The organism is Planotetraspora mira, assembly GCF_016863275.1.
In the GTDB taxonomy this organism is placed as follows: Bacteria; Actinomycetota; Actinomycetes; order Streptosporangiales; family Streptosporangiaceae; genus Planotetraspora; species Planotetraspora mira.
This window is the reverse complement of sequence record NZ_BOOO01000019.1, coordinates 270,124-296,118: the sequence shown is the minus strand read 5'-3', so window position 1 is coordinate 296,118 and position 25,995 is coordinate 270,124. Positions and strand designations below refer to the sequence as shown.

Genomic DNA, 25,995 nt, shown 5'->3' with positions numbered 1-25,995 from the left:
CGCCAGGCCTGGTCGCCAGGGCATTTGCCGGCCGCGCGGCGGAAACCGATCCCGAGCGGACGGCGGCCCGGGGCGGGGCTCAGAGGCGAACCCGGCCCCGGGCGTCCGAACCGGTCGATCCGCGAGCCATGCTCGACAGGCTGCGCAAGTGACCCGTCAGCGGCTCACGGAGGCCGGCCGTTCAATCTCGCGATGGCGCACGTCTCACGCCGTCGCGACCCCCGATTCCGTGCGACCGATCACTCGGCCGTGCCCGCGGGAATCCAGACGCGCATGGTCGAGGGACCCCGGTTCGCCCAGTCGTGATAGGGCGTCAGCGGCACTTCGGCCGAGGCCGTGAGGTGAGGGGTGACGTCCGCGGCGCTGACCGAATAGGGGAAGTCGCGCACGGGGGAGTCCGCCGAGGAGAGGTGGACGCGCACGCTGTCCCGGTCCGACATCGGCGGTTTGGACACGTCGACGACCGTCGCCTCCGTGCTCCAGCCATGGGGGAGGTCGACCGACTCCAGGGCGTAGACGACGGGACCGCGCTGGACCGCGACGCAGCCCCTGACCGCGTCGACGCGAGGGTGCGGGAAGACGAACCGCGCCTCGATGGGCAACTCCAGCACGATCGTGTCCCCGGCGACGAACGGCCTCGTGACCGAGGCGGCCCCCGGCGCCGCCTCCTCCGCGACCCCGTTCACCGACACGCTCGCACCCTCCGCCCATTCGGGGACACGCAACGACAGCGTCCACGGGGTGCCGGGGGACTCCCGGATCGTGATCCTGACCGTGCCGGCATGGGGGAACTCGGTCTCCACATCGAGGCTGACCCGTCGTCCGTCCGCCAGGACCGTGTCGACGGACGCGCCGCCGTACTGGTGGATCTGCACGCCCTCGGCGTCCTTGGTCGCCCAGAGCGCGCCGAGGCTCGCCAGAGTCCTGGCCAGGTTGGTCGGACAGCAGGACGCCTCGAACCAGGCCTCGCGCCGGCTGCTCGCGCCTCTCAGGCACAGGCCGTCGGCGTTGACCGGCGCCGGCACGCTCACCGAACGCTGGTGCAGCGTGTTGGCGTAGAAGAAGGCCCTGCCGTCGCGCGCGGGAGACGCGGCCAGGACGTTGTACAGCGTGCGCTCGATCAGGTCGGCATACCGGCTCTTCCCTGTGGCGAGGAGAAGCCGCCAGCTGAACATGATGGAGGCGACGCCCGCGCACGTCTCGCAGTAGGAACGATCAGGCGGCAGGACGTAGTCGAGGCCGAACGCCTCGTCGTTGTGGTGGGATCCCATCCCGCCCGTGACGTAGACGCGGGTCGCGACGGTGTTGGCCCACTGGGTCTCGAGCACATGCAGCAGTTCCGTGTCGCCGGTCTCCACGGCGACGTCCGTGGCGCCGGCCGACAGGTAGAGGGCCCGCACGACGTGGCCGCGCAGCACGGTTGCCTCGCGCACCGGCATGTCGTCCTGGGCGTAGGCGCTGCCGTACTCGATGCGAGGGAGCGTTCCAGCGCCGCGCCGATCGATGAACAGGGCCGCCTGGTCCAGGTAGCGGCGCACGCCGGTGAGCCGGTAGAGCTCGACCAGGCCGAGCTCGATCTCGGCGTGGCCGCACACCGTGCGCAGCCCGTTCTCCCCGAACATCACGCAGACATGATCGGCCAGCGCCGTCGCCACCTGGAGGTACTTGGCGTTGGCCCCCGCACGCGCGTTGGCGACCGCCGACTGGAGGAGATGCCCGAAACAGTAGAGCTCGTGCCCCCAGGAGAGGTCCGAGTAGCGAGGGCGTTGCCAGGCCCGGCCGAACAGCGTGTGCAGGTAGCCGTCGGCGTCCTGTGCCGCCGCCAGCCGGTCGACGAGCCCGTCGAGCGCGGCGTCGAGTTCGGCGTGGAGGTCGGCGCCTCCCGGGCCGGTTCTCGCCCGATCCCAGGAGATCGCCTCGATGATCTTGTAGATCTCCGAGTCGGCGAACTCCATGCCCCGGTGCTCGTACGGCCGGCCGGAGGCCGCGTTGTCGAAGTTCCCCACCCAGCCCGCCCGCTCCAGCCAATGGAGTGCGTGCGGGATGATCGCGTCATGGTTGAGCTCCTGGCGCTCCCCCCAGAATCCTCCGGCGAGCCGGGATTCATCAAGACCGAGCGGGGTGAACACCCCGCCGCGCGGGACGACGGGGGCGACAGGGGAGGTGTGTCTTTCGACGATGCCGGTCACATTTGTCCTTTTCAGAGTTCTCATGCGAAGAGAAGCCGCTAGCCGCGCAGCGCGCCTGACATGAATCCGCGCACGTAGTAGCGCTGGAGCACGATGAACAGGAGCAGACAGGGAATGGCCATGACCATGACCCCGGCTTCGAGCATCCCGTAGTCGATCGCCCCGAACGTGCGCTGCGTCATGCTCCAGACGGCCACGGGGAGCGGGAAGCTGGCCCCGTCGTTGAGCAGGATCAGGGGGGCGAGGAAGTCGTTCCACGAAGCGAGGAAGGCGAACAGCCCCACGGTGACCAGGCCCGGCCGGACTGCGGGGAGCAGGATCAGGGTGAAGGCGCGGAACGTGCCGCATCCGTCGACCATCGCCGACTCGTCCAGCTCCCGCGGCACCGCCTCGAACGAGTTGCGCATCATGTAGAGCGCGAACGGCAACTGGAACATGACGAAGACGAGGCTGAGCCCGACCAGGGAGTTCTGCAGGCCGATCTTGCCCAGCAGCACATAGAGCGGGATCAGGATCGTGGCGTACGGAACCATCAGGATCGCCAGCGTCGCCAGGAACAGCAGGTTCTTGCCGGGGAAGGCGAACCTGGCGAACGCGTAGCCCCCCAGCGCCGAGACCAGCAGCGTCCCCGCGACGGTCATCGCCGACACCAGCAGGCTGTTGGTCAGGTAGGAGGTCAGCCCCTCGCCGAAGTGGGCCATCCTCGTGTAGTTGCCGAAGCCGTACCCGTTGGTCTGCCCGCTGCCGGGCTGCCCCTTCAGGGACGACCACCCGCTCCAGAGCAGTGGGAACAGGAACAGGACGGCCAGCGCCGACGTGGCGGAATACGAGCCGGTGCGCCTCATTTGTCGCCTCCCCTGAGAACCCGCAACTGCAGGGCGTTCAGCGCGACCAGCGCCGCCAGCAGAACGACCGACAGCGCCGCGGCGCCGCCGAGGTCGAAGCGGAAGAACGCGTTGCGGTAGATGACCATGACCATGGACACCGTGCTGTTGTCGGGGCCGCCGTTGGTGAAGATGAAGAACTGGTCGAAGGCCAGCAGCGAGCCGGTGATGCTCAGGATCAGCATCAGCGCGATCGTCGGGCGCAGCAGCGGCAGCGTGATCTTGGTGAAGGTCTGCCACCTGCTCGCCCCGTCGGTCCTGGCGGCCTCGTAGACCTGGACCGGGATCGCCTGCAGACCGGTGAGCAGGATCAGCATGTTGAACCCGGCGAACCTCCACAGGACCAGCGCGATCGTGGAGAACAGCGCCATGTTCGGCGTGCCGATCCACTTCACGTCCATGAACCCGAGGGGCCCGAAGTCGGGATTGAGCATGCCGTAGAACAGCAGCGAGGCCGCCGCGAAGCCGACCGCACCCGGCAGGAAGAAGGCCGTGCGGAAGAAGGTGACCCCTGGCCTGCGGTTCTGCACGAGCAGGGCGAGGCCGAGCGCCACCGCCGACAGCAGGACCGTGATGATCAGGGTGTACTTCAGCGTGAAGAACACCGAGTCCACGAACAACGGGTCATCGGAGATCTTGGTGTAGTTCTCCGGCGCGTTGAACCTCGCCTGGCCCAGCAGCGGCCACTTGTTCAGCGACATCCAGACGACGAGCGCGAGGGGAGCGAGGAACAGCACCCCGACGATGACGGCGGTCGGGGCCGCGTAGAGCATCCCGATGTATCGACGCGAGCGGGGACGGCCTCGGGCGTGGGACGCGCGGGCCGCGACCTTGTCAAGGTCACGGCCCGCGCGGGGCGGGGCGAGTCGAGTCATGACTGGGCGAGCGACTTGTCGATGGCGACGTTGAGCTCGGCCAGCTTGGCGGGATCACCGAAGACGGCCTCACGGGCGAAGCGCAGCCACGGCCCCTGCGGGTCGTTGAAGGTCTGGCCGAAGCGCAGGGCGTACGGCGTCTGCCCCTTGGCGACCAGGGAGTTGATCAGGACGACCCGGGGGTCGGCCTCGGAGTACTTGTTGCTGGCGAGGTCGGTCCTGGCCAGCACGTCCTTGTTCTTGGCGAGGACTTCGACCTGGGCTTCGTCGCCGACCGTCCAGGACAGGAAGTCCCAGGCCGCGTCCGCGTGCTTGGTGGTGGCGGAGATGCCGATCGAGTCGCCGCCGACGAACGTGGACTGGCCGCCGTCGGGGCCGGCGATCGGGGTGACGCCGATGTTCATGTCAGCGGGCATGGAGCCCAGCGTCGTGGACGGCATGGGCATGACGCCGATCTCCCCCTTGGGGAAGAAGCCCGTCCAGGTGGCGCCTTGCTCCTCCTTCGTGGTCGGCCCGCTGACGCCCTTGGCGTACAGGTCCTTGTAGGTCTGGAAGACGTCGGTCATCGGCGACTGGTTCACCAGCGACTTGGTGCCCTGCTCGTTCATGACCTGGCCGCCGGCGGCCCAGACCGAGGGCCAGAAGGTGAAGACGTAGCAGCCGCCGCAGTTGCCGCCGAAGAACGTGCCGTGGACCTTGCCGTCCTTGCCGAGTTTGTCCTGGACCGTGGTCGCCTGCGCGGCGAACTCCTTCAGGGTCGTCGGGCCCTTCTCCGGGTCGAGCCCGGCCTTCTTGTAGAGGTCCTTGTTCCAGAACCAGACCGACAGGTCGAGCGTGTGCGGGAGGGTGTACATCCGGTTCTCGTACGTGCCGAGCTTCATGTGCGAGGCGGCGAGCGAGTCCTTGAAGGGCAGCTTCGCGATCCGGTCGGTGATGTCCAGGTAGAGCCCCTGCGACGTGTAGTTCGGCACGAAGATCACGTCGGCGGCGAAGATGTCGGGAAGCTGCCCGGCGCCGGCCGCGGCGGCGATGCGCGGCTGGTAGTTGTCGATCGGGATCACGGTCAGCTTGACCTGGTTCTTGTGGGACTTGTTGTAGGCGTCCACGAGTCGCTGGCTCTGGGCCTGCGTGGCCGCGCGGGTCCACATCGTGATCGTCGTCCCGCTGTCGGGGGCTCCGGACGCTCCGCCCTCCGTCTGCTCGCCGCCGCCGCACGCGGCCAGCGCTGTCACCAAGAGCCCAGCGGCTATCGCCGCGGAAAACCTTTTTGCCATGTCCTGCTCCTTGCACTTCTGGGGGGTTGCCGTCCATGACGGCGGCGGATGCCCGGTGCTCGCGCCCCAACCAAGCAACTGCTTGCGATCGCACCGGCGTGAAGCAAAATAAAAGGTTTTCGGAAACGTAAACGTCATCTGATGAGCTGTCAATGGGCGCGGCGGTCCCGGTGGTTGCCGTGATGTCGGCACGACCGTTATGGTCTGCGTGAACGGTCGATCGAGCTTTCTGGCGACAGTGATGTTCCCGAAGAAAAGGTTTTCGCGATGCCTTCTGACCGACCACGCGCGGTGACGATCAATGACGTTGCGGCTCTGGCCGGAGTCTCGATCGCGACCGCGTCCAAGGCGCTCAACGGCCGGGGACAGGTACGCGCGGAGACTCGTGACCGGGTGGTCGCCGCCGCGCGTGAGCTGTCCTTCCAGCCGAACCCGCTGGCCCGCAGTCTGGTGACCGGCCAGACCCGGACGGTGGGGTTGCTGACGAGCGACAGCGTCGGCCGATTCGGCATCCCCGTCATGCTCGGCGCCGAGGACGCGTTCGGCTCAGGCGAGACCGCGGTTTTGCTGTGCGACGCCCGGGGTGACGCCTTCCGCGAGCAGCACTACCTGCGCACGCTGCTCGCCAGGCGGGTCGACGGGCTGATCGTGGTGGGGGAGAGCACCGACCCGAGGCCCTCCATCAGCCGCGACCTGTCCATCCCGGTCGTCTACGCCTACGCGCCGTCCGACGACCCGGAGGACGTGTCGTTCGTCCCCGATGACGTGGCCGGTTCCGGCGAGGCCGTACGGCATCTGATCGCGCTGGGACGCCGGAGGATCGCCCACGTCACGGGGCCGACGCACTACACGGCCGCACGAGAGCGCGCGGAGGGGGCCCTGGGCGCGCTGAAGGCGGCGGGGCTTCCCCTGTCGGGAGACCGCGTCGTCTACGGCGCCTGGTCGCAACGCTGGGGACGGCACGCGGCCGAGATCGTGCTCAACGCGGATCCCGACGTGGACGCCGTCTTCTGCGGCAGCGACCAGATCGCGGCGGGGTTGATCGAGGCGGCGCGCGAACGGGGGCGGCGGGTGCCCGACGACATCGCGGTGGTCGGTTACGACAACTGGGAGGTGTTGTCGGAGGAGACGCGGCCACCGCTGACCACCATGGACATGAACCTGGAACTGCTGGGCCGTACGGCCGCGCAGCACCTGTTCGCCGCGATAGAGGGACGGGCAACCAGCGGCGTCCACCGCATGCCGTGCCGTCTGGTCATCAGAGACTCGGCCGCGCCGCCCACCCCCCGCTGATCGCCGGCGGGGTCATCGGTCCGCGAGGACGGCGCCGGCTACGGGAAGTACCGCATCCACACATAGACCCATGCCATGAGGCTGCTCAGCAGGGTGACGATGATGCCGTACTTGGTGAACTGCCAGAAGGTGATGTGGTGGCCGGTTCGGGCGGCGATGCCGATGGCGACGACGTTGGCGCTGGCCGCCACGGCGGTTCCGTTGCCTCCGAAGTCGGCGCCCAGGGCGAAGGACCACCACAGTGCCTGCCGGGTCCGCGCGTCCGGCGCGGTGGCGGCCAGTTCTTCCACGATCGGGGCCATGGTGGTGACGTAGGGGATGTTGTCGAAGAAGGCGCCGAGCACGGTGGAGCCGAACAGCAGGCTGGTCGCGGCCATGAAGTAGTCGTCGCCGAGCACACCGACGATCCAGCCGCCGATCGCGGCGATGACACCGGTGTGCGACAGCCCTCCGACCATCACGAACAGGCCCATGAAGAAGATGATCGTGGGCCACTCGACCTCCCGGAGGATGTCGGAGACCTCGACGCGGGACACGAGCAACATCGTCCCCGCGCCCACCAGGGCGATGATCGACGGCTCCACATGGACCACGGCGTGCAGGCCGAAGGCGATGATGACGAGGCCGAGCACGATCAGGCATCGGGTGAGGAGCCGGGGATCGGTGATGGCCCGCCGTTCCTGCAGGGCCAGGACCGCGTCGATGTCGTCGGGCCTGTGCCGGAAGGAGCGGCGGAACAGGACGCGGGTGAACAGCGCGAAGGCCACGAAGACGATCACGACGATCGGCGCCATGTGGACGAGGAAGTCGTTGAACGTGAGCCCGGCGCGGCTGCCGATGATGATGTTGGGCGGGTCGCCGATGAGTGTCGCGGCTCCACCGATGTTGGAGGCGAGGATCTCGGCGATGAGGTACGGCTGGGCCGCGATGCGCAGCCGGTCGCACACCATCACGGTGACGGGGGCGACCAGCATGATCGTGGTGACGTTGTCGAGGAAGGGTGAGGCGATCGCGGTGATGCCCATGAGCATGAGCATGAGCCGGTAGGGGTCGCCCTTGGACTTCTTCGCGGCCCAGATCGCCAGGTAGTCGAAGATGCCGGTCTGCTTGATGACGCCGACGATGATCATCATGCCGAGCAGCAGGAAGACGACGTTCCAGTCGATGCCGTCGTGCTCGGAGAAGAACACGTCGGCACCGGGGATCAGCCCGAGGACCGCCATCGCTCCGGCGGCGATGAGCACCACCTTGACCTTGTTCGCCTTCTCGGTCGCGATGAAGTAGAACGCGGTCAGGAAGATCGCGAGAGCGCCGACGCCGGTCATGGGCCGGGTCCCGGTGACGTGCCGGGAGTACGGGCCGGGAGACGTCCCGCGTTCGGGCGTGGACGGGCGGCGGTCGACGGCGTCATGCCGGGCCGTGGTCGCCGTGCGCGGCCGGCGAGCGAAGCGTACGAGCGGTACATGTGAATGACCTCCAGACAGCGGACATGGTGAAGCGGCCGGGCGGAGCGAGGACGATCACGGGCGTCCGCGGCGGTGACGCGGCGGATCCGGCCGCGCCGGATCTCCCGCCCGGCGGGCTCTCAGCCGCCGGGGCCTTCGACCGCCAGGCTGGTGAGAAGCCGTTCCAGGGTGATCGTGCCGAACAGCGCACCGTCGTCGTCGACGACCGCGACGATCGGGCTGCGCAGACGCGCCATGAGTGCGGCCACCTCGAGAAGGGTCGCGTCGACCGGCACCGTCACCGGCCGGGCCGGCTGATGCGGCAGGCAGTCCGCCACGGTGAGGCCGCCCAGTTCCTGCCAGAACAGGTCGGCATGCGCTTCGTCGACCGTCCGGGCCAGCGCCGGATCCTCCTGGTAGGAACCGGGCAGGGCGAGACGCAGCACCTGAGTGCCGGGGAGGACCATCCGGGGTCGCCCCCGGCCGTCCACGACGATCAGTCCCGGCAGGCGGCCCACCACCATCACCCGCACCGCTTTGATCACTGGGTCGCGGACGGTCACCGTCGGCAGATTCACGGCGATATCGCGAGCTTGCATTGCACCATCCCGTTGTCCGGAGCGACGGGCCGTCCAGGGCGCGGTCACGGCGCCCGCACGGTGTGGTCGGCGAAGCGGTGTCGCACCGTCCCGGCGCGGGGGACGGTGCCGCGGATCATGTCCATGTGGATGACGCCTCCATTCCTGGATTCCGGGTGCGGGTGGAAACCGCTGATCACGGCGTGAGCCGTGCCGTCGCGGACCGGGCCGGCACCTCGTCGGCGGGACCCTGCGTGAGCTGAACCTCCACACGGGAGATCTCGATACGCGTCGCCTCGACACCCCAGTCGCGGGTGTGGTGACCGATCTCGGCCGCCAAGACGAGCAGGTCGACCCTCGACAGGTGTGACAGGTCCGCCAGATCGCGTTTCGCGACGTACCCGCGGATCACGGTCTCCGCCTCCGCGGCCGTCCGGCTCCGCGGCGGCGGCATGCTCCGGGCATAGGAGACCGGATCCCGCACCGATGTCAGCACGGCGCCGTTGACGGTCACCATCGCGCCGTCCCGGGTGACGGCCTCGATCCACGGCAGGTCGACAAGGTCCGGTCCCAACGGGACCCGGACCGCACGATCGAGGCCGGGCAGTACGAGGACGAGACCCGGGCCTTTGACGATCGCGGGGCGACCGGGCCGGAACACCACCAGCCGATGGCCGCTTCGGACGAACCTGAAGGCGTGAGCCGCGACGGCGGCCAGGATCAGGCTGATCGCGATGGCCCCCACCTGTGGCACTCCGGCGGTCATGGGAGCGCCCACAAGCCCGTGCGTACTGGTGACGATCACGCTCTCCTCCCTCCTCCTGTCACGGACCGGCGCTTGCCTGCTTCAAGTCTCCGCAGGTCAAAGCCGTTTTCCTATCGGGTCCTGCACCCATCTCGGCCGGGGCATACATGGAGGGACGGCATGCGGATATGGGTGATGACTCCCATGGACAGACATTTCGGCGACGATGAGGCTGAGAAGATGAGCGACGGCACCGATCAGCGGAGCATCGGGCAGCGAGCCGGGCCGCCCGCGCGCACCCCGGCGGGACCGCTGTTCCGGCGGCTGTTCGTGATCAACGGGTTGGTGTTCGCGATCGGGACGCTCGTGCTGGCGCTGTCTCCCGCCACCGTGTCCTCACCGGTCCTGCTGACCGAGGTGTCGGTCCTGCTGATCGGGCTGGTGCTGATCCTGGCCGCCAACGCGATGCTGGTGCGCACCAGTCTCGCGCCGCTCGACGCGCTCGCCTCGCTGATGCAGCGGGTCGATCTGCTGCGGGCCGGCGACCGGCTCACCGAAAGCGGCAACGGCGATCTCGATCACTTGATCGACACGTTCAACGCGATGCTCGACCGGCTCGAGGCCGAGCGCAGTGAGAGCAGCGCCCACGCGCTGGCCGCCCAGGAGGGAGAACGCCGGCGCATCGCGCAAGAACTGCACGACGAGGTCGGCCAGGGCCTCACCGTGGTGCTCCTGGGCCTCAAGCGGGTGATCGACCGGGCGCCCGCCGATCTACGTGACGAGCTCCACTCGGTCCAGGAGACGGTCCGCGACAGCCTCGACGAGGTGCGGCAGGTCGGGCGCAGGCTGCGCCCGGGCGTTTTGGAGGACCTCGGGCTGCACAGCGCCCTCAGCGCCCTGTGTCACGACTTCTCTCAGGTCAGCGCGATTCCGGTCATCCGAGAGGTCGATCCGGACCTGCCAGGCTTGAGCAGTGACACCGAACTGGTCCTCTATCGGATCACCCAGGAGAGCCTCACCAACATCGCCAGGCACGCCGGCGCCACGCGGGTGGAACTGTCGCTCGTGGCCGGGCGCGACGCGCTGAGACTGCGGATCACGGACAACGGGAAGGGCGGCGTGGTCCGCGAAGGAGCGGGGATCCGCGGCATGCGCGAACGGGCCCTGCTCATCGGCGCCCGCCTGACCATCACCTCCCCACCCGGGGGCGGCACCCAGGTGTGCCTGGTCGTCCCCGGCACGACGAGCGGGAGGTGAACGGGTGTCGTCGATAACACGGATCCTGCTGGCAGATGATCACGCACTGGTCCGGCGTGGGCTGCGGCTGATCCTCGAGGCGGAACCCGACCTCACGGTCGTCGCGGAGGCGGCCGACGGCGCCGAGGCTGTGGAGGCCGCTTCTCCCGATCAGGTCGATCTGGCGATTCTGGACGTCGCGATGCCGCGGATGACCGGGATTCAGGCCGCCCGCGAGATCACCAGACGGGCGCCCGGCATCCGCATCCTGATCCTGTCGATGTACGACAACGAGCAGTACTTCTTCGAATCTCTCAAGGCGGGAGCTTCGGGCTACGTGCTCAAGTCGGTCGCCGACCGGGACCTCCTGGAGGCCTGCCGCGCCGCGATGCGCGGCGAACCGTTCCTCTATCCGGGCGCGATCACCGCCCTCATCCGCGACTACCTGGCCCGCGACCGGCAGGGAGAGCGCCTACCCGACACCATCCTCACCCCACGCGAGGAAGAGATCGTCAAGCTCATCGCCGAGGGGAACTCCGCGAAACGGATCGCCGAGATGTTGTTCATCAGCGTGAAGACGGTCGACCGGCACCGCGCGAACATCTTGCAGAAACTCGGCATGCGCGACCGGCTCGAACTGACCCGCTACGCCATCCGAGCGGGCCTCATCGAACCCTGAGACCTGAGCACGGTCGGCTCTGGCCGGGAGGCTCGCGCCGGGTGACAGTAGAGCCGGGTGACAGTAGAGCGGAACGCGAGGCGGCACGAGGGAGTCCTGGTGAGGCATTTCGACGCGGTGTTGTGCGATCTCGACGGTGTGCTGAGGATTTACGATCCGGACGGGCTGGCGCTGGAACGCGACTTCGGACTGGAGGCGGGCACCGTCACCTCCGTGGCGTTCGCTCCCGATCTGGTGAATCGAGCCCTGACCGGTCACATCACCGATGAGGAGTGGCAGGCGGCCATCAGGGACAGGCTCACTGCCTTGTGCGGGTCCGCGGAGGGTGCCGCGCGACTCGTGCGGGCCTTCGTCGAAGCGCCGCACCGGGTCGACGCGCCGGTGCTGGATCTGCTGACACGCGTGCGTGAGCGGGTGCCCGTGGTGTTGGTCACCAACGCCACGACCCGTCTGGAACGCGACCTCGCCCGAGTGGGGCTGCTCGACGCCGTCGATGCGATCGTCAACAGCTCCGCCGTCGGCGTGGCGAAGCCCGACCGGCGGATCTACGAGATCGCCGCGGCGCGGGCCGGGGCCTCAACGGGCCGTTGCCTGTTCATCGACGACCATGCCGACAACGTGCGGGTCTCGGAGGAACTCGGCATGACCGGTGTCCTCTACCGGGGTCCGCGAGATCTCCGGGAGGCCCTCGCCCCACTGCTGAACGGTGGGACGGCGTCCTGACCGGCCGCGAGGATCAGACGCCGCCGGCGGCCGCGGCACACTGCCGGGAAGGCGGCACACTGCCGGAAGTTCGCCACATGCTCAACCGGAGCCGACCAGGGCTGGACCGGGCTTTCGGCCCAGCCCCTGGAGGACGTCACGTGATGGCCGGGCGGCGTCGCCTTCCCACCGCTGTTCTCTCGGCCGAGAGTGTCGTCTCGCCGGCAGGCGGCCGACGAGACGTCACTTGCTGAACCCCGCGGTCAGGCCGCTGAGGAGCTGGCGCCGGCCCACCACGTAGAGGATCAGGATGGGCAGCGAGGTCAGCACGACGGATGCGAGCACCGCCGGCACGTTCACGCTGAACTGCCCCTGGAAGGTCCACAGGGCCAACGGCAGCGTGCGCTTGTCGGGGCTCTGGGTGAGGATCAGCGGCAGCAGGAATCCGTTCCAGATCGTGAGTGCGTTGTAGATCGTCACCGTCACCACGGCCGGCCGGGTCAGCGGGAACGCCAGGCGCCAGAGCGTCTTCACCTCGCCTGCGCCGTCCAGCCGCATCGACTCGAACAGCTCCTTGGGGACGTCGCGGATGAAGTTGGACAGGACCAGCACGGACAGCGGGATCGCGAACGCGATCGACGGCAGGATCAGCCCCATCAGTGAGTCGTACAGGTGCAGCCTGATGATGATCAGGTAGACCGGGATGATGGTCGCCTGCAGCGGAATGGCCAGCCCCATGAGGAACAGCGAGTTGACCCCACGCAGGAAGCGGCCGGCGCCGCCCCGGACGATCGCGTACGCCGCCATGAACGCGACCGCGACCGCCGGGACGACCGCGCCGATGGTGACGATGAGGCTGTTGAGGAAGTACAGCGGGAAGTCGGACTCGATGACCATCTTGTAGTTGGCCAGGGTCGGCTCACCGGGTGGTGCCAGCGGGTTCGACGCGTAGTAGGTGCTCTGCGCCTTGAAGCTGGTGATGACGATCCAGTAGATCGGGACGATCACCACGGCCAGCCACAGCCAGCTCACGGCCCCGCCCAGCCAGTTCGGCCGCTCGCCACCCGCGCCCTGCGGGCGCCGGTGCGTTCCGGGCTCGGCCGTGGGCTCCCGCCTAGTCGTCGTCTGGGTCACGCTCATGCTCAGGCCCCTTCCAGCTGGCTGGCGCCGGGGTTGCGGCCGCCGAGCCGGCGCAGCAGCAACGCCAGTGCGAGGCCCACGAGGACGAGGATGACGGCGATCGCGCTCGCCGGTCCCATGAGGTTGGCCTGGAATCCGCGTTTGTACATGTCGAGCGCGAGCACCCGGGTGGCGTCTCCGGGACCGCCGGCGGTCAGCACGAAGATCAGGTCGAAGAAGGTCAGCGAGCCGACGACCATGAGCGTGGATGACGTGATGATCGTGTACTTGAGCTGCGGCAGCGTGATGCTGAAGAACTTGCGCACCCTGCCCGCGCCGTCGATTTCGGCGGCCTCGTACATGGAGCGCGGAATCTGCCGCACGCCGCCCTGATAGATCAGCGAGTGGAACGGGATGAACTGCCACGACACCACGAAGATCACAGTGCTGAAGGCGAGGACGGGCCTGCCGAGCCAGTCCTGTGAGAGCAGATCGATGTGCAGCCCCGCGCCGAGCCCGAAGTTCGGATCGAGCAGCGCCTTGTAGGCGATGGCGATGGCCGCCTGGCTGAGCAGCAGGGGGATGAAGAACAGCACCGCGAGCACCGCACGGTAGCGCTGGCGCCCTGCCAGGAACACGCCGATCAGGATGCTGGCCGGCGTCTGGAACGCCCAGGAGGCGGCCATCACCAGGAACGTCACCCACAGCGCGTGCGGCAGCCCGGGGTCGGCGAGCACGGCCCGCCAGCTCGTCAGCCCGGACAGGTGAATTTCACCGAGCCCGTCCCAGGACGTGAAGCTCAGGAACAGGACCCCGAGGAGCGGGATCACTCCGAAGCCCACGAAGATCACCAGGGCCGGCACGGCCAGCCACGGCAGGACGCCGCCACGCGCCTCACGCGTGGCGGCGGGCGGCGGCCCTGGTCGGGCGGGGGGTGCGAACGCTGTCACTGGCCGATGACCGCGTTCATGTTGTCCACCCACTGCTGCGGTGTGATCGACAGCTGGAACAGCTTGGCGATGTTGTCCAGCAGCACCTCGGCGGCGGTCGGGCTGAGCGCCTGGTCCCAGGACTGGGCGAACACCTTGGCGTTGCTCGCGATGCCGTAGACGAAGTTCAGGAAGTCGGCGTCCTTGGAGCCGGCCCACGCCGCGTCAGAGCCCTTGACGATGGGCACGCCGCCCGTTTCCACCCACTCCTTCCCTTCCTGGTCGGTGAGCACCCCGGTGGCGAAGAACTTCTTGGCGATCTCCTTCTGCTCCGGGGTCGCCTTGGAGGAGATCGACAGGTACTGGCCGGGGTTGCCGACGGTGTTGCTGGGGTCGCCCTTGCCGCCCTCGACCGGCGGGAAGTTCATGTAGCCGAGGTGGCCGCCGGGGACGAAGTCGCCGCCGTCCTGGGACATGCCGCCGTACGTCCAGGTGCCGTGCAGCATCATCGCCGCCTTGCCGGTGTACAGCAGGGCCTGGTCGGCGTTGGAGTCGGCGGTGATCGAGGAGAAGCCCTTGATGAACCCGCCCGCCTTGACGAGGTCCTGCACCTTGGTCAGCATGTCGAGGACCGCGGGGTGCGACCAGGCGTCCTTCTTGCCGTCGAACACCGCCTGGAACACCTCGGTGCCGCCGATGCGGTCGAGGAGGAACTCCAGCCACATCATGTTCGTCCAGCGGGACTGGCCGCCGAGGGAGAACGGGGCGATGCCGGCCTTGTTGAACTTGGGGACCAGGTCCATGATGTCGCCCCACGACGTGGGCGGCTGGGCACCGATCTTCTCGAACGCCGTCTTGTTGTAGAACAGAACGATGGGCTGCACCGTCTCGCACGGCATCGCGTAGATCTTGCCGTCGATCGTCGCCGCGCCGAAGGACGAGGGGAACAGCCGGTCCTTCACCGCCGCGTTCTGGTCGAACCAGGAGGTGAGGTCCTCGACCTGTCCGGCCTGCACGTACGTGCGCAGGGTTCCGCCGCCCCAGCCCCAGATGATGGTGGGCGCCTGACCCGCGCCGATCGCCGTCTTGATCTTCGTCTTGTAAGCGTCGTTCTGGAAGGGCGTCCCCGTGATCGTGCCGCCGGGGTTGGCCTTGTTGAACCGCTCCACGGCCCTGGTGCGCACGCCTTCCTGCGGCTGCACCGACAGGTACCAGTAGGTGGCCTTGGCGCCCCCACCACTGCCACTGGTGCTGCCGGGGCCGGCGGTGCCGCCGCAGGCGGCGAGCGCGGCACCCAGGGGGACGCCCATGGAGAGGAGGAGGAATTTACGGCGAGAGGTTGTATTGGAATCCACGCTGATCTCCGTACTTGAATGCCGGGGGCTGGCCGCGGCTCGTTGACCATCGGATGCGTCGGCCGGCGGTCATGGATCAGCACCCCCCGATGCCGCTCTTCAATTCCTCCTTGAGCAAGCTTCTCGAAACATTTGCGACATGACCGCGCGGGTCGTCAATTTAGATTTCGGCTGATGGTGTGTCAATACCTCTGACTCACAGGATTGGACTGGGTTCGGTGAGGCCTGTGGGGTACGCTCGCACGGGCGTCAAACTGGTCGACTTGGTCAAGGAGGTCTCGCGCGCGGGATCGCTTCACGGCGCCGAAATGTTGCGAGAATTTGCGACAGAAACCCCCCTTTGAAAGAGAGCGGCACATGACGGCTCTAGACCGGACCCCGACGTCGGACCAGGTCCTCCGCTCGTGGCAGGACCCGACGCTTCCCGTGGCCGCCCGGGTCGACGCCCTCCTTGCGGAGATGACCCTGGAGGAGAAGGTCGCCCAGCTCGGCAGCCGGTGGGTCGGCAACGACATGCAGGCCGGCGAGCCCGAGCCGGGTGCCGACGCCGGTCCGGAGACGGAGGCCGCCGATGCCGCCGGAGCGTTGAACGTCGCACCGATGCAGGACGTGTTCGCGGCCTCGGGGACCATCCCCATCGAGGAGGCAGCCCGCTTCGGGCTCGGTCACCTGACACGGGTGTTCGGCAGCGGGCCGGTGACCGCCGCGGAGGGTGGCGCGGAGGTCGTCCGGCTGCAGCGCGCGGTCATAGAGCGGTCCCGGCTGGGCATCCCGGCCCTCGTCCACGAGGAATGCCTCACCGGATTCACCACCTACGGTGCGACCGTCTACCCGGCGGCCATCGCCTGGGGTGCGACGTTCGATCCCGACCTGGTGGAGCGGATGGCCGCCGCGATCGGGCGGGACATGCGGGCCGTGGGAGTGCACCAGGGGCTGTCGCCGCTGCTCGACGTCGTCCGCGACTACCGCTGGGGGAGGGTCGAGGAGACGATCGGCGAGGACCCCCATCTCGTCGCGATGCTCGGCGCCGCATACGTCCGCGGCCTGGAGAGCACGGGGATCATCGCCACCCTCAAGCACTTCGCCGGATACTCCGCGTCGCGGGCGGCCCGCAACCACGGTCCCGTCCCGATGGGACGCCGCGAGCTCATGGACATGATCCTGCCCCCGTTCGAGGCCGCCGTCGCCCTCGGCGGCGCCCGCTCGGTGATGTGCTCCTACTCCGACGTGGACGGTGTCCCGGCCGGGGCCGACCCGTGGCTGCTCACCGAGGTGCTGCGCGACGAGTGGGGATTCACCGGGACCGTCGTGTCGGACTACTGGGCCGTACCGTTCCTCGCGTCGATGCACGGGATCGCAGCCGACACCGACGACGCCGGCGTCCAGGCGCTCACCGCGGGCGTCGACGTCGAGCTCCCCGACACCCTCGGCTTCGGCCAGCACCTGGTCGAGCGGGTGCGCCGGGGAGAGGTGCCGGAGTCCCTGGTGGACCGCGCGGCGCGCCGCCTGCTCACCCAGAAGGTGCAACTCGGGCTGCTCGACGAGGACTGGACGCCTGAGGGGTCGGTGGCCGCGGCCGACGCGACGGATCTGGACTCGCCGTCCAACCGCGCCCTGGCCCTCGAGATGGCCGAACGCTCCATCGTCCTGCTCGACGCCGGAACCGCGCTGCCCCTGCTCGGACAGGGACGTCCGGAGCTTCGCCGCGTGGCCGTGGTCGGACCGGCCGCGGCCGACCCGCGCACGTTCATGGGGTGCTACGCCTTCCCCAACCACGTCCTGCCCCGCCACCCCGGCCTCGGGCTGGGCATCGCGGCGCCCACCGTGCTCGACGCACTCCGGGCGGAACTGCCGGACGCCGAGATCGTCCATGAACGTGGCTGTGACGTACAGAACGCCGACCGTTCGGGCTTCGGCGCGGCGACGGCCGCCGCCCGCGACGCGGACCTGTGCGTCGCCGTCGTGGGCGACCTCGCGGGCCTGTTCGGGCACGGCACCTCGGGCGAGGGCTGCGACGCCGAGGACCTCCGGCTGCCCGGCGTGCAGGCGGACCTGCTGGCCGATCTCGCCGCGACGGGGACCCCGGTCGTCGTGGTCGTCGTCTCCGGCCGCCCGTACGCCCTGGGCGACGTGCACGCCGGGGCCGCCGCGCTGGTTCAGGCGTTCATGCCCGGTGAGGAGGGTGCGGCGGCGATCGCCGGCGTCCTTTCCGGACGTGTCCAGCCGGGAGGCAAACTGCCGGTGCGGATCCCCCGCAGGCCCGGCGGGCAGCCGGGCACCTATCTGCAGCCGCCGTTGGGGGACGACAGCCACGGCATCAGCAACGTCGACCCGACCCCGCTGTTCCCGTTCGGGTACGGCACCTCGTACACCACCTTCGAGGTCGACGGCCTGCGCGTCGACGGCACGGAGGTCCCCACCGACGGCGAGTTCATCGTGTCGGTCCGCGTCCGCAACACGGGCGCCAGGGCGGGTGACGAGGTCGTCCAGCTGTACCTGCGCGACGTCGTCGCCCAGGTCACCCGGCCGGTGAAGCAGCTGACCGGGTTCAAGCGAGTTCATCTCGAGCCTGGCGCGAGCGCGGACGTGCGGTTCCACGTGCACGCGGACCGGACCGCGTTCACGGGCCGTGACCTGCGGCGGATCGTCGAGCCTGGAGACGTCGAGGTGCTCGTCGGCACCTCGGCGGGCGACCTCCCGTGCCGCGGGGCCGTTCGGCTGACCGGGCCGCTGCGGGTCGTCGGCCACGACAGGCGGCTCGTCACACCGGTGGACGTGGTTCCGGCGTCTGACGCAGCCGCCGGGCAGCAGGAGGGAAGAGATGCCGGTCACTCCTAGGCGCGCCACACTGGCCACCGTCGCGGCCTCGGCCGGGGTGTCGGTCGCGACGGTCTCCAAGGTGCTCAACGGCCGCAGCGACGTCGCGCCGACGACGCGGTCCCTGGTGCAATCGCTGCTGCTGCAGCACGACTACGTCGCCCCGTCGCCGCGGCGGGGTGACGCGGCCGCGGCCGGCACGATCGAGGTCGAGTTCGACACGGACATCAACGCGTACTCCACCGAGATCATCCAGGGCGCCGTCGACGCCGGGGCCGAGGTCGGCGTCGGGGTCGTCGTGAGCATCCGCAGGGGCGCGGAGCGGACCACCGGATGGGCCCGCGACCTGGTGTCCGCCGGACGGAGGGCGGTGATCGCCGTCACCGCCGAGATGACCGCCAGGCAGCTGGCCGCGCTGTCGCGGGCCAACCTGCCGCTGGTGGTGATCGACCCGCTCAACCTGCCGCGCACCGACGTGACCAGTGTCGGCTCGACCAACTTCGCCGGCGGCCTCGCGGCGACCCAGCACCTGCTCTCGTTCGGTCACCGCCGCATCGCCTACCTGGGCGGCCCGGCGACCGCGGCGTGCAACCAGGCGCGCATGCACGGCTACCGGGCCGCCATGGAGGGGGCGGGGGCGCCCGTGGCCCCCGGTTACGTGCGGGAGGGGCACTTCCTCTACAACGACGGCGTGGAGTTGGGCGCGGAGCTGCTCGACCTGCCGGAGGCCCCGACGGCGATCTTCGCGGGCAGTGACGAGACCGCCCTCGGAATCATCGAGGCCGCCCGGGCGCGGGGCCTGCGCATCCCCGAAGATCTCAGCATCGTGGGGTTCGACGACACCCAGGTCGCCCGGATGGGCTCGCCGCCGCTGACCACCGTTCGGCAGCCCCTGCGGGAGATGGGCCGCGTCGCTCTGCGTACGGCGCTGCGCCTGGCGGCAGGGGAGAAGATCGACTCTCACCACGTCGAGTTGGCCACCGAACTGGTCGTGCGGGGGTCGACCGCGCCCGCGTCGTCCGCGGGGGTGCCAGGCTGAGCCCGGTTGCCGACGCCACAGGCAGGCCAGCCGCTGTACGCGACGGGCAGTCCCGCGACGGCCGCCCGAGCACGAGCCGGCCTCCGATCCCCCAGAGCACCATCCCGGCGGCATGCGCTCAGGAACGCCATCGTTCGATGAGCCGGGTCGCCAGGGCGGGGAGATCCGGCGCGACGAGATTGGGTTGCGGCAGCGAGCGGACAGGCAGGGGAGCGTTGCCCGGCCGGGTGACAAGACCCGCGGTATATCCGGCGCTCTGTGCTCCCACCGTGTCCCAGACATGCGCCGCGACCATGAAGCACGTGGACGGCGGAACGTCCAGGCTCTGTGCCACCAGGTGATACGTCTGCGGGGCGGGCTTGTAGGCGCGGGTGGTCTCGATGGTGAACTGCCGCTCGAAGAAGTGGGCGAGGCCGGCGTGCTCGAGTGGGCTCCGGCCCTTCGGGTTCGGCGGGGAGTTCGTCAGCGTCACCATGCGGAATCCGGCGTCCTTCAGCTGATTCAGGCCCGCCTCGACGTCGGGGTGCGCCGGCATCGTCAGCATCGCCTTCCTGATCTCCTCGATGTCGGCGTCGGTGACCTCGACGCCGTGGATGTCGCCGACCATCCTTAGCAGTCCCTGGCCGAGAGTGAAGAACTCCTCGTACAGGCCGGACAGGGTGATCGTCATGGAGTACGTGATCAGGTGGCCGAGCCACTCGCGCATCACACGCCTGTCGCCGAAGATCCTCTCGAAAAGAGGGTTCATCGACTCGAAGTCGATCAGTGTTTCGTTGACGTCGAACACGAGGACGGAAGGCTCTCCGCCGATCCACTCGCCGTGACGGGCACCGGGTGCTCGCGGTGTGACGTCCTTGTTCTGGTTCATCGTCCTGCCTCCTTCGCATGGGATGTCCGTCTCTCGGCGGCGCTGAGAGACGGCGGCCGGAAAGCGATCACATCTCGGAGGATCACGCCACCGCCGCGCCGCGCTACCCGCTGCCACGCCTCTGATCAGGTAAAACTGACGAGTTCGTCGACGTGACCGGAGACTCGGCTGACGCCGACCGCCCGACGGCGGTCGAATGGAGCCGGCCCGCTCCGCCGGTGAGTGACTCCCGTATCGGAGGGGCCACCCGCGCGATGGGACGAGCCCGGCGCTACTACCGGTGAAGTAGCACCCCCGTGGAACCGCGACCCCTCGAAGTAGCCGCGACCGCCTCCCCACGTGCGATGACGGCGACCGGCCGGGACGTCAGCATCGTTGTCATGGACCTGTCCGCACGCCGGCGCACGCCGCTGCTCGCGAATCACTCCGTGGCCACCATCGCCATGACCCTGGAGCGTGACGGCACCCTTTACGCGTTCTGCGGCACCGGGTGCCGTCACGTCTTCGCCGAGGAGTCACAGAGGGAGATGGCCCGATGAGCGCCCAGGACGCAGTCGTCGTCAACACCCACCAGGCCGAGGCGTGGAACGGCTACGAAGGGGTTCACTGGGCTCAGCACCAGGACCGTTACGACGCCATGAACAGCGGCTTCAACGAACCGCTTCTCGCCGCGGCGTCGATCGGCGAACGCGACCACGTGCTCGACATCGGATGCGGCAACGGGCAGATCACCCGGCTGGCGGCTCGCCGGGCACCACAGGGACGAGCCCTCGGCGTCGACCTGTCCGCTCCCATGCTGGAGCGGGCGCGTGCGACCGCGGCCGAGGAGGCGATCACCAATGTCACCTTCGAGCAGGGCGACGCCCAGGTTCACCCCTTTGCGCACAGCGCCTTCGACGTCGCGGTCAGCCGGTTCGGGATCATGTTCTTCACCGATTCGGTCGCCGCGTTCACCAACATCGGGCGTGCGTTGCGGCCAGAGGGGCGCCTGGCCTTCATCTGCATGCGGAGCGCGGATGCCGGCGAGGACTTCGCCCGCGCGCTTCGTCCCCTGTACGCGCTGCTGGCCGAGCGGGCACCCGCGGGCGGTTCCGGCGACCCCCAGCAGGGGCCGGCCTCGCTGGCCGACCCGGACCGGATCCGCCATGTCCTGACGAACGCCGGCTTCACCGGCGTGACCCACGACGACGTCACGGCACCCATGATCTTCGGCAGGGACGCCGCCGACGCGGCCCGGTTCATCTTCGACATGGGACCGATGCGGTTCAACCTCCGCGATGCCGATCCCCGGGCGGTCGCCCAGGCGCGCGAGGAGGTCACGGCCGGCCTCGTGTCCCATGAGGGACCCGGCGGCGTCCGACTGGACGGCAGTCACTGGCTGGTCACCGCGACCCATGGAGGCTGATCACGCCGTTGTGCTGAGTCTCCGATCCCGACCAGTCGTCAGGCGCCGGCGGCGTAGAGGACGTCACGCAATCCGGGGAGGTCCTCCCTGTCGGAGCGCCAGATCAACCGGAGGCTGAGGTCCGGGGCGGCGAAGTCGAGGCCGGAGAGTGTGCCGGACTCCAAGGCGGCCGACACGGCGAATCGGGGGAGGAGCGATATGCCCAGGCCCTGCTCCACCCAGGCGCGCATCACCGCGACCCCGCCTGCTTGGATGCGCTGCGGGCCGGGGCCGAGGAGTTTGTCGGCGGCCATCCGGAAGGAGCAGTTCGGCACATTGACCAGTAGTTTTTCGCCGGTCAGATCCTGAGGCCCCAGGTGGTGACGGTCACGGAGCCGGTGATCGGGTGCGGCGACCAGGACGAGCGGCACCGGATCGAGGTCGAGAAAGGTCAGCGGCGCGGCAGGGAGAGGGAAGCCGAGATCGCCGAGCGCGTCCCCGGTGTCCAGGAGAAGCGCCGCCTCCAACTGCCCGGCGGTCACTTCGGCGAGCAGCGTGTCCCGGCTCGTTGCCGAACGGACGTCGACGGTGATGTCCGGCCGGCGTCCGGCGACTCTGGCCAGCACCCGCGGCACGTAGGTGGCGACGATGGTCTCCAGTGCGCCGAGCCGTACCGCCCGGCCTCGGCCGGTCACCTCGCGGCGCGCCTGTTCGGCCTGGTCCAGGATGCTGCGGGACCAGCGCAGCAGCACCTCTCCCTGTTCGGTCGGCCGCATCCCTCTGGCCGTCCGCTCGAACAACGCCACGCCCAGCGATCGTTCCAGGTGGCGAATCTGCTCGGACACGGTGGAGGGCGCCTGGTCGAGGACGTTGGCGGCGTCGGTCACCGTACCGTGCCGGACCACCGCCTCAAAGGTCCGCAACTGACGCAGTTCCATGCCACTCTCCAGCCCCGCGAGCAGGATTCGGGATTTCCGAACGGAGTGTACGGGCGCTCCGGTGGAGCCCCCGGCGCCGGGGCCGGACAGTGGGCTGCATGACCACCCTCGAATCCGCTCTCCCCGGCGAGCATGCGCGGGCCGCTCTGCGGCCACGTCGTCGGGCGGCCACGCTGCTCGGCATCTCGCTGGGATATTTCATGGTGTTGCTGGACATGACCGTGCTCTCGGTCGCCGAGCCGGATCTGGCCGCCTCACTGCACACCTCGATCGCCGGTCTGCAGTGGGCCACCACCGGCTACACGGTGGTGTTCGCCGCGCTGCTGCTGTCCTCCGGGGCGGTCGCCGACCGCTACGGCGCGGACCGGGTCTTCCGCTCCGGAGTCGCCGTGTTCGGGGCCGGCTCGCTGCTGTGTGCCCTCGCGCCGACACTGGGGATCCTGGTCGCGTTGCGAGTGGTGCTCGGTATGGCGGCGGCGGCCTGCGTACCCGCCTCGATGGCGATGATCACGCGACTCTATCCGGACGCGGCGGAACGGACCCGCGCCGTGGCGACGTGGGCGGCCACGAGTGGAGCCGCGATGGCCGCGGGCCCGATCGTCGGCGGAGCCCTGGTCGGGCTGGCGGGCTGGCGGGCGATCTTCCTCGTCAACGTCCCGATCGCGATCCTGGTGCTGGTGCTCACCGCCGGGCGGGCGGTCCACCGCCCGCGCGGTGATCGGCGGATCGACTGGGCCGCACAGGTGACGGCCTGCATCGTCCTGGCCTTGTCGACCGACGCGCTCATCGCCGCGGGTTCGCGCTCGTGGCCGCATGCCGCCGCATCCGGGGCGGCGGCGGTGCTCGCGGGGGCCGTGTTCGTGCTGGTGGAGCGGCGCAGCCCCGCTCCGGTCCTCAACCGGGCACTGCTGAGGGCCAAAGGAGTGGGGGCAGGCCTCTCCGTCGGCGCAGCGGTGAACTTCACGCTCTCCGGGGGACTCTTCGTTCTGCCACTGCTGCTCCAGCAGGAGCGCCGGCTCGGCCCGATCGCCACCGGTCTGGCGTTCCTCCCGCTCACGCTGCCGTTCGCGCTCAACCCGCCGATCACCGGCAGAATCGTGGTACGGCTCGGCGCGCGCCCGCCCATCCTGGCGGGGATGACCCTGATGACCGGGGGAGGCGCGGTGCTCTGCTGCGCCGTCCGGTTCGGTGCCGGATACGGCTGGCTGGCACTCGGCCTGCTGCTCACCGGACTCGGTGTGTCGTTCGCCTTGCCCGCGCTGGTCACGGCGGTCATGGGCGTCGCCCCGGAAGGCACAGCCGGAGCCGTCAGCGGTCTTCTCAACGCCACCCGGCAGACGGGGGCCACTCTCGGCGTCGCCGCGATGGGCGCGAGCGTCAGCCTTGGCGCCGGGGCCGGATCGGCGTATGCGTTCCTGCTCGCGGCCTTGGTATGCGCGGCCTCAGCAGCCTGGTTCGCCCGCGGGACGGCGCGTCGCCCCGGAAATTCCTCGCCGGAGACTCCCACCGGCTCCCTTGACGAATGAAATGAACGGTCTTTTAATTCGATCATGGGGCGGATAGCGGGCGTCACGGCGGCTGAAACGCGCGATCGGTTGTTGCGCGCGGCGGCCGACGTCTTCGCCCAGCGCGGGTACGACGGCACGCGCGTGGCCGACATCGCCGCTGCGGCAGGGGTGAGCAACGGTGCGCTGTACGCGCACTTCGGCTCCAAGGGCGAACTGCTCGTGGCGGCGCTGCGCGCTCATGGGCGGCGGATGCTCGCCACCGTGTTCGCCGCCGACCCCGACCGGTCGATCACGGAGCTGCTTCTCGTCATCGGCCGTTGGCTTCCCCGTCGTCGCGACGCCCGCGGCTACCTCATCGTCGAGGCGCTGGTGGCCGCGCGTCGCGACGAGGACGTCGCCCGGCCGATGCGCGACTACGTCGGCGAACGCGCCGACTGGGTCGCGGATCTGGTGCGCACCGGTCAGGCCGGCGGCGAGCTCGACTCGGCGCTGTCGCCGAACGCGCTCGCCCACTTCTGCCTCCTGCTCTCGATGGGCAGCGCGCTCATCCCGCCGGACCTGCACGCGGTCGACGACGAGGAGTGGACCGCGTTGCTCACCCGGGTCGTGGCCGCCCTCGCCCCCACCGACATCACTGCACAGAGGAGAGCTACTCAGTGAAAGTGCAGATCGACCCCCAGCGGTGCCATGGACACGGCCGCTGCTACGACCTTGCCCCCGGCCTCTTCAGCGAGGACGACGAGGGCTACGGGCAAGTCGCCGGCGACAGCGCCGTGCCGCCGGACCAGGAGCACGTGGCGCGCCTGGCGGTGTCCAACTGTCCGGAAAGAGCGATCGACCTGGTCGAGGAGGCCTGACATGACTCTCGACGACCGCTTCACCCGGGACTTCCGCGAGACGAGGGGAGACCAGCCCCTCGGCACGCGCAACGAGATCGTCACCGGCCCGGTCACGGACTGGGCGACCGACTTCTCCCACCTCGAGCCCGAGTGGGCCGCCGACCCGTACCCGATCCAGGACGACCTGCGGCAGCGCTGCCCGATCGCGCACACCGAGCGTTTCGGCGGCGGGTGGTTGCCGACGAGCTACGAGGACGTCGCGGCGGTCGCCTACGACACCGAGCGCTTCTCCTCACGGTCGATCATCATGAGCAACTTCCGGCCGCCCCGCGAGCTGGCGCCGGTGGGCGGCACACCGCCGATCTCCTCCGACCCGCCGTTCCACCACGACGCGCGCAAGCTGTTACTCCCGGTGTTCACCAAGACCGCGGTCGCCAAGCGGGAGGAGGCGACGAGAGCGCTGTGCCACTCGCTCATCGACGCGTTCGAGGGACGGGACGTCGTCGACGCCGCCCGTGACTACGCGCAGTACATCCCCATGCGGGTCATCGCCGACATGCTCGGCTTCCCGCCGGAGGACGGGCCGCACTTCCGCGAGTTCATCGAGAACTCGCTCGAAGGCGTCAACCTCCCGCCGGAGGAGCGCATGGAGCGGATGGGGCAGCTCTTCGACTATCTGCTGGCCCAGATCCGCGACCACGTCGACAACCCCCGCGACGACCTGACGACCCATCTCATCAACGCGGAGCTCTACGGCCGCAAGCTCGACCCGTCCCACGTGGCCGGCACGATGGCGCTGCTGCTCATCGCCGGCATCGACACGACGTGGAGCGCGATCGGCGCGTCCTTGTGGCACCTGGCGAAGACTCCGTCCGATCGGGAGCGCCTGGTGGCGGAGCCGGAGTTGCTGCCGACCGCGATGGAGGAGTTCCTGCGGGTCTATGCCCCGGTGACGATGGCGCGGCTGGTGAAGGAGGACATGCACTGGAACGGTGTCGACATGAAGGCCGAGGACTGGGTTCTGCTGTCGTTCCCGGCGGCCAACCGCGACCCGGCCCAGTTCGACCGGGCCGGTGAGGTGGTCATCGACCGTGAGGTCAACCGGCATGTGGCGTTCGGCCTCGGCATCCACCGCTGTGTGGGCTCGCACCTGGCCCGCATGGAGCTTCGGGTCGCCCTCGAGGTCTGGCTCGAGCGGATCCCGGACTTCAGTCTCCACGACCCGGCGGCGGTGACCTGGGCGGCGGGTCAGGTTCGCGGACCGCGGACGCTTCCGCTTCGCATCGGCCCGGCATGATC

At 69.3% G+C, this 25,995-nt stretch carries 24 protein-coding genes; 12 read left to right on the top strand and 12 right to left on the bottom strand.

The window, feature by feature from the left end:
- Window positions 1-239 precede the first annotated feature (239 nt).
- Genes Pmi06nite_RS19380 through Pmi06nite_RS19365 form a run of 4 tightly spaced genes read right to left on the bottom strand, consistent with a single transcriptional unit; the run spans window position 240 to window position 5,222 of the window.
- Window positions 240-2,189, bottom strand: a complete 1,950-nt coding sequence (locus Pmi06nite_RS19380) for a glycoside hydrolase family 127 protein (protein WP_239114022.1) — start codon at window positions 2,187-2,189, stop codon at window positions 240-242.
- A gap of 38 nt (window positions 2,190-2,227) precedes the next feature.
- Window positions 2,228-3,034, bottom strand: a complete 807-nt coding sequence (locus Pmi06nite_RS19375; RefSeq protein WP_203954446.1) for a carbohydrate ABC transporter permease — start codon at window positions 3,032-3,034, stop codon at window positions 2,228-2,230.
- Window positions 3,031-3,948, bottom strand: coding sequence for a carbohydrate ABC transporter permease (locus Pmi06nite_RS19370; protein ID WP_203954445.1), 918 nt, complete (start codon window positions 3,946-3,948; stop codon window positions 3,031-3,033). The genes Pmi06nite_RS19375 and Pmi06nite_RS19370 overlap by 4 nt, the downstream gene beginning before the upstream one ends.
- Entirely contained in the window at window positions 3,945-5,222 is a 1,278-nt protein-coding gene (locus Pmi06nite_RS19365; protein ID WP_203954444.1) for an ABC transporter substrate-binding protein, read from the bottom strand. The genes Pmi06nite_RS19370 and Pmi06nite_RS19365 overlap by 4 nt, the downstream gene beginning before the upstream one ends.
- A gap of 267 nt (window positions 5,223-5,489) precedes the next feature.
- On the opposite strand from Pmi06nite_RS19365, the gene Pmi06nite_RS19360 reads away from it, so the two are divergent.
- A complete protein-coding gene (locus tag Pmi06nite_RS19360) occupies window positions 5,490-6,515 on the top strand; it encodes a LacI family DNA-binding transcriptional regulator (RefSeq protein WP_203954443.1) in 1,026 nt (341 codons plus the stop codon).
- Window positions 6,516-6,553: 38 nt separating this feature from the next.
- Here the strand turns inward: Pmi06nite_RS19360 and Pmi06nite_RS19355 are convergent, their stop codons facing one another.
- The 3 genes from Pmi06nite_RS19355 to Pmi06nite_RS19345 form a co-directional block, all read right to left on the bottom strand.
- Window positions 6,554-7,840 (bottom strand): ArsB/NhaD family transporter, encoded by a 1,287-nt coding sequence (locus tag Pmi06nite_RS19355; protein WP_203954442.1) that lies wholly within the window; start codon window positions 7,838-7,840, stop codon window positions 6,554-6,556.
- Window positions 7,841-8,100: 260 nt separating this feature from the next.
- Entirely contained in the window at window positions 8,101-8,559 is a 459-nt protein-coding gene (locus tag Pmi06nite_RS19350; RefSeq protein ID WP_203954441.1) for a CBS domain-containing protein, read from the bottom strand.
- A 175-nt stretch (window positions 8,560-8,734) separates the two neighbouring features.
- Window positions 8,735-9,343 (bottom strand): SPFH domain-containing protein, encoded by a 609-nt coding sequence (locus Pmi06nite_RS19345; RefSeq protein WP_203954440.1) that lies wholly within the window; start codon window positions 9,341-9,343, stop codon window positions 8,735-8,737.
- A gap of 120 nt (window positions 9,344-9,463) precedes the next feature.
- Here Pmi06nite_RS19345 and Pmi06nite_RS19340 point away from each other — a divergent pair, with 120 nt between their 5' ends.
- From Pmi06nite_RS19340 to Pmi06nite_RS19330, 3 genes are all read left to right on the top strand, one after another.
- The gene (locus tag Pmi06nite_RS19340; protein WP_308442509.1) at window positions 9,464-10,540 is read left to right on the top strand and encodes a HAMP domain-containing sensor histidine kinase; all 1,077 of its coding nucleotides are present in this window, start codon (window positions 9,464-9,466) and stop codon (window positions 10,538-10,540) included.
- A 4-nt stretch (window positions 10,541-10,544) separates the two neighbouring features.
- The gene (locus tag Pmi06nite_RS19335; protein ID WP_203954439.1) at window positions 10,545-11,198 is read left to right on the top strand and encodes a response regulator; all 654 of its coding nucleotides are present in this window, start codon (window positions 10,545-10,547) and stop codon (window positions 11,196-11,198) included.
- Window positions 11,199-11,297: 99 nt separating this feature from the next.
- Window positions 11,298-11,921 (top strand): HAD-IA family hydrolase, encoded by a 624-nt coding sequence (locus Pmi06nite_RS19330; protein WP_239114021.1) that lies wholly within the window; start codon window positions 11,298-11,300, stop codon window positions 11,919-11,921.
- A 222-nt stretch (window positions 11,922-12,143) separates the two neighbouring features.
- Here the strand turns inward: Pmi06nite_RS19330 and Pmi06nite_RS19325 are convergent, their stop codons facing one another.
- Genes Pmi06nite_RS19325 through Pmi06nite_RS19315 form a run of 3 tightly spaced genes read right to left on the bottom strand, consistent with a single transcriptional unit; the run spans window position 12,144 to window position 15,303 of the window.
- The gene (locus tag Pmi06nite_RS19325) at window positions 12,144-13,040 is read right to left on the bottom strand and encodes a carbohydrate ABC transporter permease (RefSeq protein ID WP_203954438.1); all 897 of its coding nucleotides are present in this window, start codon (window positions 13,038-13,040) and stop codon (window positions 12,144-12,146) included.
- 2 nt (window positions 13,041-13,042) lie between these two features.
- Window positions 13,043-13,969, bottom strand: coding sequence for a carbohydrate ABC transporter permease (locus tag Pmi06nite_RS19320; protein WP_239114020.1), 927 nt, complete (start codon window positions 13,967-13,969; stop codon window positions 13,043-13,045).
- Window positions 13,966-15,303: an extracellular solute-binding protein gene (locus Pmi06nite_RS19315; protein WP_239114019.1), complete on the bottom strand. Its 1,338-nt coding sequence runs from the start codon at window positions 15,301-15,303 to the stop codon at window positions 13,966-13,968. The genes Pmi06nite_RS19320 and Pmi06nite_RS19315 overlap by 4 nt, the downstream gene beginning before the upstream one ends.
- Window positions 15,304-15,660: 357 nt before the next feature.
- On the opposite strand from Pmi06nite_RS19315, the gene Pmi06nite_RS19310 reads away from it, so the two are divergent.
- Both Pmi06nite_RS19310 and Pmi06nite_RS19305 read left to right on the top strand, forming a co-directional pair.
- A complete protein-coding gene (locus tag Pmi06nite_RS19310; protein WP_203954437.1) occupies window positions 15,661-18,141 on the top strand; it encodes a glycoside hydrolase family 3 N-terminal domain-containing protein in 2,481 nt (826 codons plus the stop codon).
- On the top strand, window positions 18,125-19,159 hold the full coding sequence (locus tag Pmi06nite_RS19305) for a substrate-binding domain-containing protein (RefSeq protein ID WP_203954436.1): 1,035 nt from the start codon (window positions 18,125-18,127) through the stop codon (window positions 19,157-19,159). The genes Pmi06nite_RS19310 and Pmi06nite_RS19305 overlap by 17 nt, the downstream gene beginning before the upstream one ends.
- Before the next feature lie 118 nt (window positions 19,160-19,277).
- Here the strand turns inward: Pmi06nite_RS19305 and Pmi06nite_RS19300 are convergent, their stop codons facing one another.
- A complete protein-coding gene (locus Pmi06nite_RS19300; protein ID WP_203954435.1) occupies window positions 19,278-20,027 on the bottom strand; it encodes a haloacid dehalogenase type II in 750 nt (249 codons plus the stop codon).
- 296 nt (window positions 20,028-20,323) lie between these two features.
- On the opposite strand from Pmi06nite_RS19300, the gene Pmi06nite_RS19295 reads away from it, so the two are divergent.
- Together Pmi06nite_RS19295 and Pmi06nite_RS19290 are read left to right on the top strand one after the other, a co-directional pair.
- Window positions 20,324-20,566: a hypothetical protein gene (locus tag Pmi06nite_RS19295; protein ID WP_203954434.1), complete on the top strand. Its 243-nt coding sequence runs from the start codon at window positions 20,324-20,326 to the stop codon at window positions 20,564-20,566.
- On the top strand, window positions 20,563-21,432 hold the full coding sequence (locus Pmi06nite_RS19290) for a class I SAM-dependent methyltransferase (protein ID WP_203954433.1): 870 nt from the start codon (window positions 20,563-20,565) through the stop codon (window positions 21,430-21,432). The genes Pmi06nite_RS19295 and Pmi06nite_RS19290 overlap by 4 nt, the downstream gene beginning before the upstream one ends.
- Before the next feature lie 38 nt (window positions 21,433-21,470).
- Here the strand turns inward: Pmi06nite_RS19290 and Pmi06nite_RS19285 are convergent, their stop codons facing one another.
- A complete protein-coding gene (locus tag Pmi06nite_RS19285) occupies window positions 21,471-22,349 on the bottom strand; it encodes a LysR family transcriptional regulator (protein ID WP_203954432.1) in 879 nt (292 codons plus the stop codon).
- 98 nt (window positions 22,350-22,447) lie between these two features.
- On the opposite strand from Pmi06nite_RS19285, the gene Pmi06nite_RS19280 reads away from it, so the two are divergent.
- From Pmi06nite_RS19280 to Pmi06nite_RS19265, 4 genes are read left to right on the top strand one after another with little or no spacing between them, the layout of a single operon-like run.
- Entirely contained in the window at window positions 22,448-23,875 is a 1,428-nt protein-coding gene (locus Pmi06nite_RS19280) for an MFS transporter (RefSeq protein WP_203954431.1), read from the top strand.
- A gap of 24 nt (window positions 23,876-23,899) precedes the next feature.
- Window positions 23,900-24,517: a TetR family transcriptional regulator gene (locus tag Pmi06nite_RS19275; protein WP_203954430.1), complete on the top strand. Its 618-nt coding sequence runs from the start codon at window positions 23,900-23,902 to the stop codon at window positions 24,515-24,517.
- Complete coding sequence (locus Pmi06nite_RS19270) at window positions 24,514-24,714, top strand: ferredoxin (protein WP_203954429.1); 201 nt, start codon at window positions 24,514-24,516, stop codon at window positions 24,712-24,714. Before Pmi06nite_RS19275 ends, Pmi06nite_RS19270 begins: the two co-directional genes overlap by 4 nt.
- Window position 24,715: 1 nt before the next feature.
- The gene (locus tag Pmi06nite_RS19265) at window positions 24,716-25,993 is read left to right on the top strand and encodes a cytochrome P450 (RefSeq protein WP_203954428.1); all 1,278 of its coding nucleotides are present in this window, start codon (window positions 24,716-24,718) and stop codon (window positions 25,991-25,993) included.
- The last annotated feature ends 2 nt before the right edge of the window (window positions 25,994-25,995 follow it).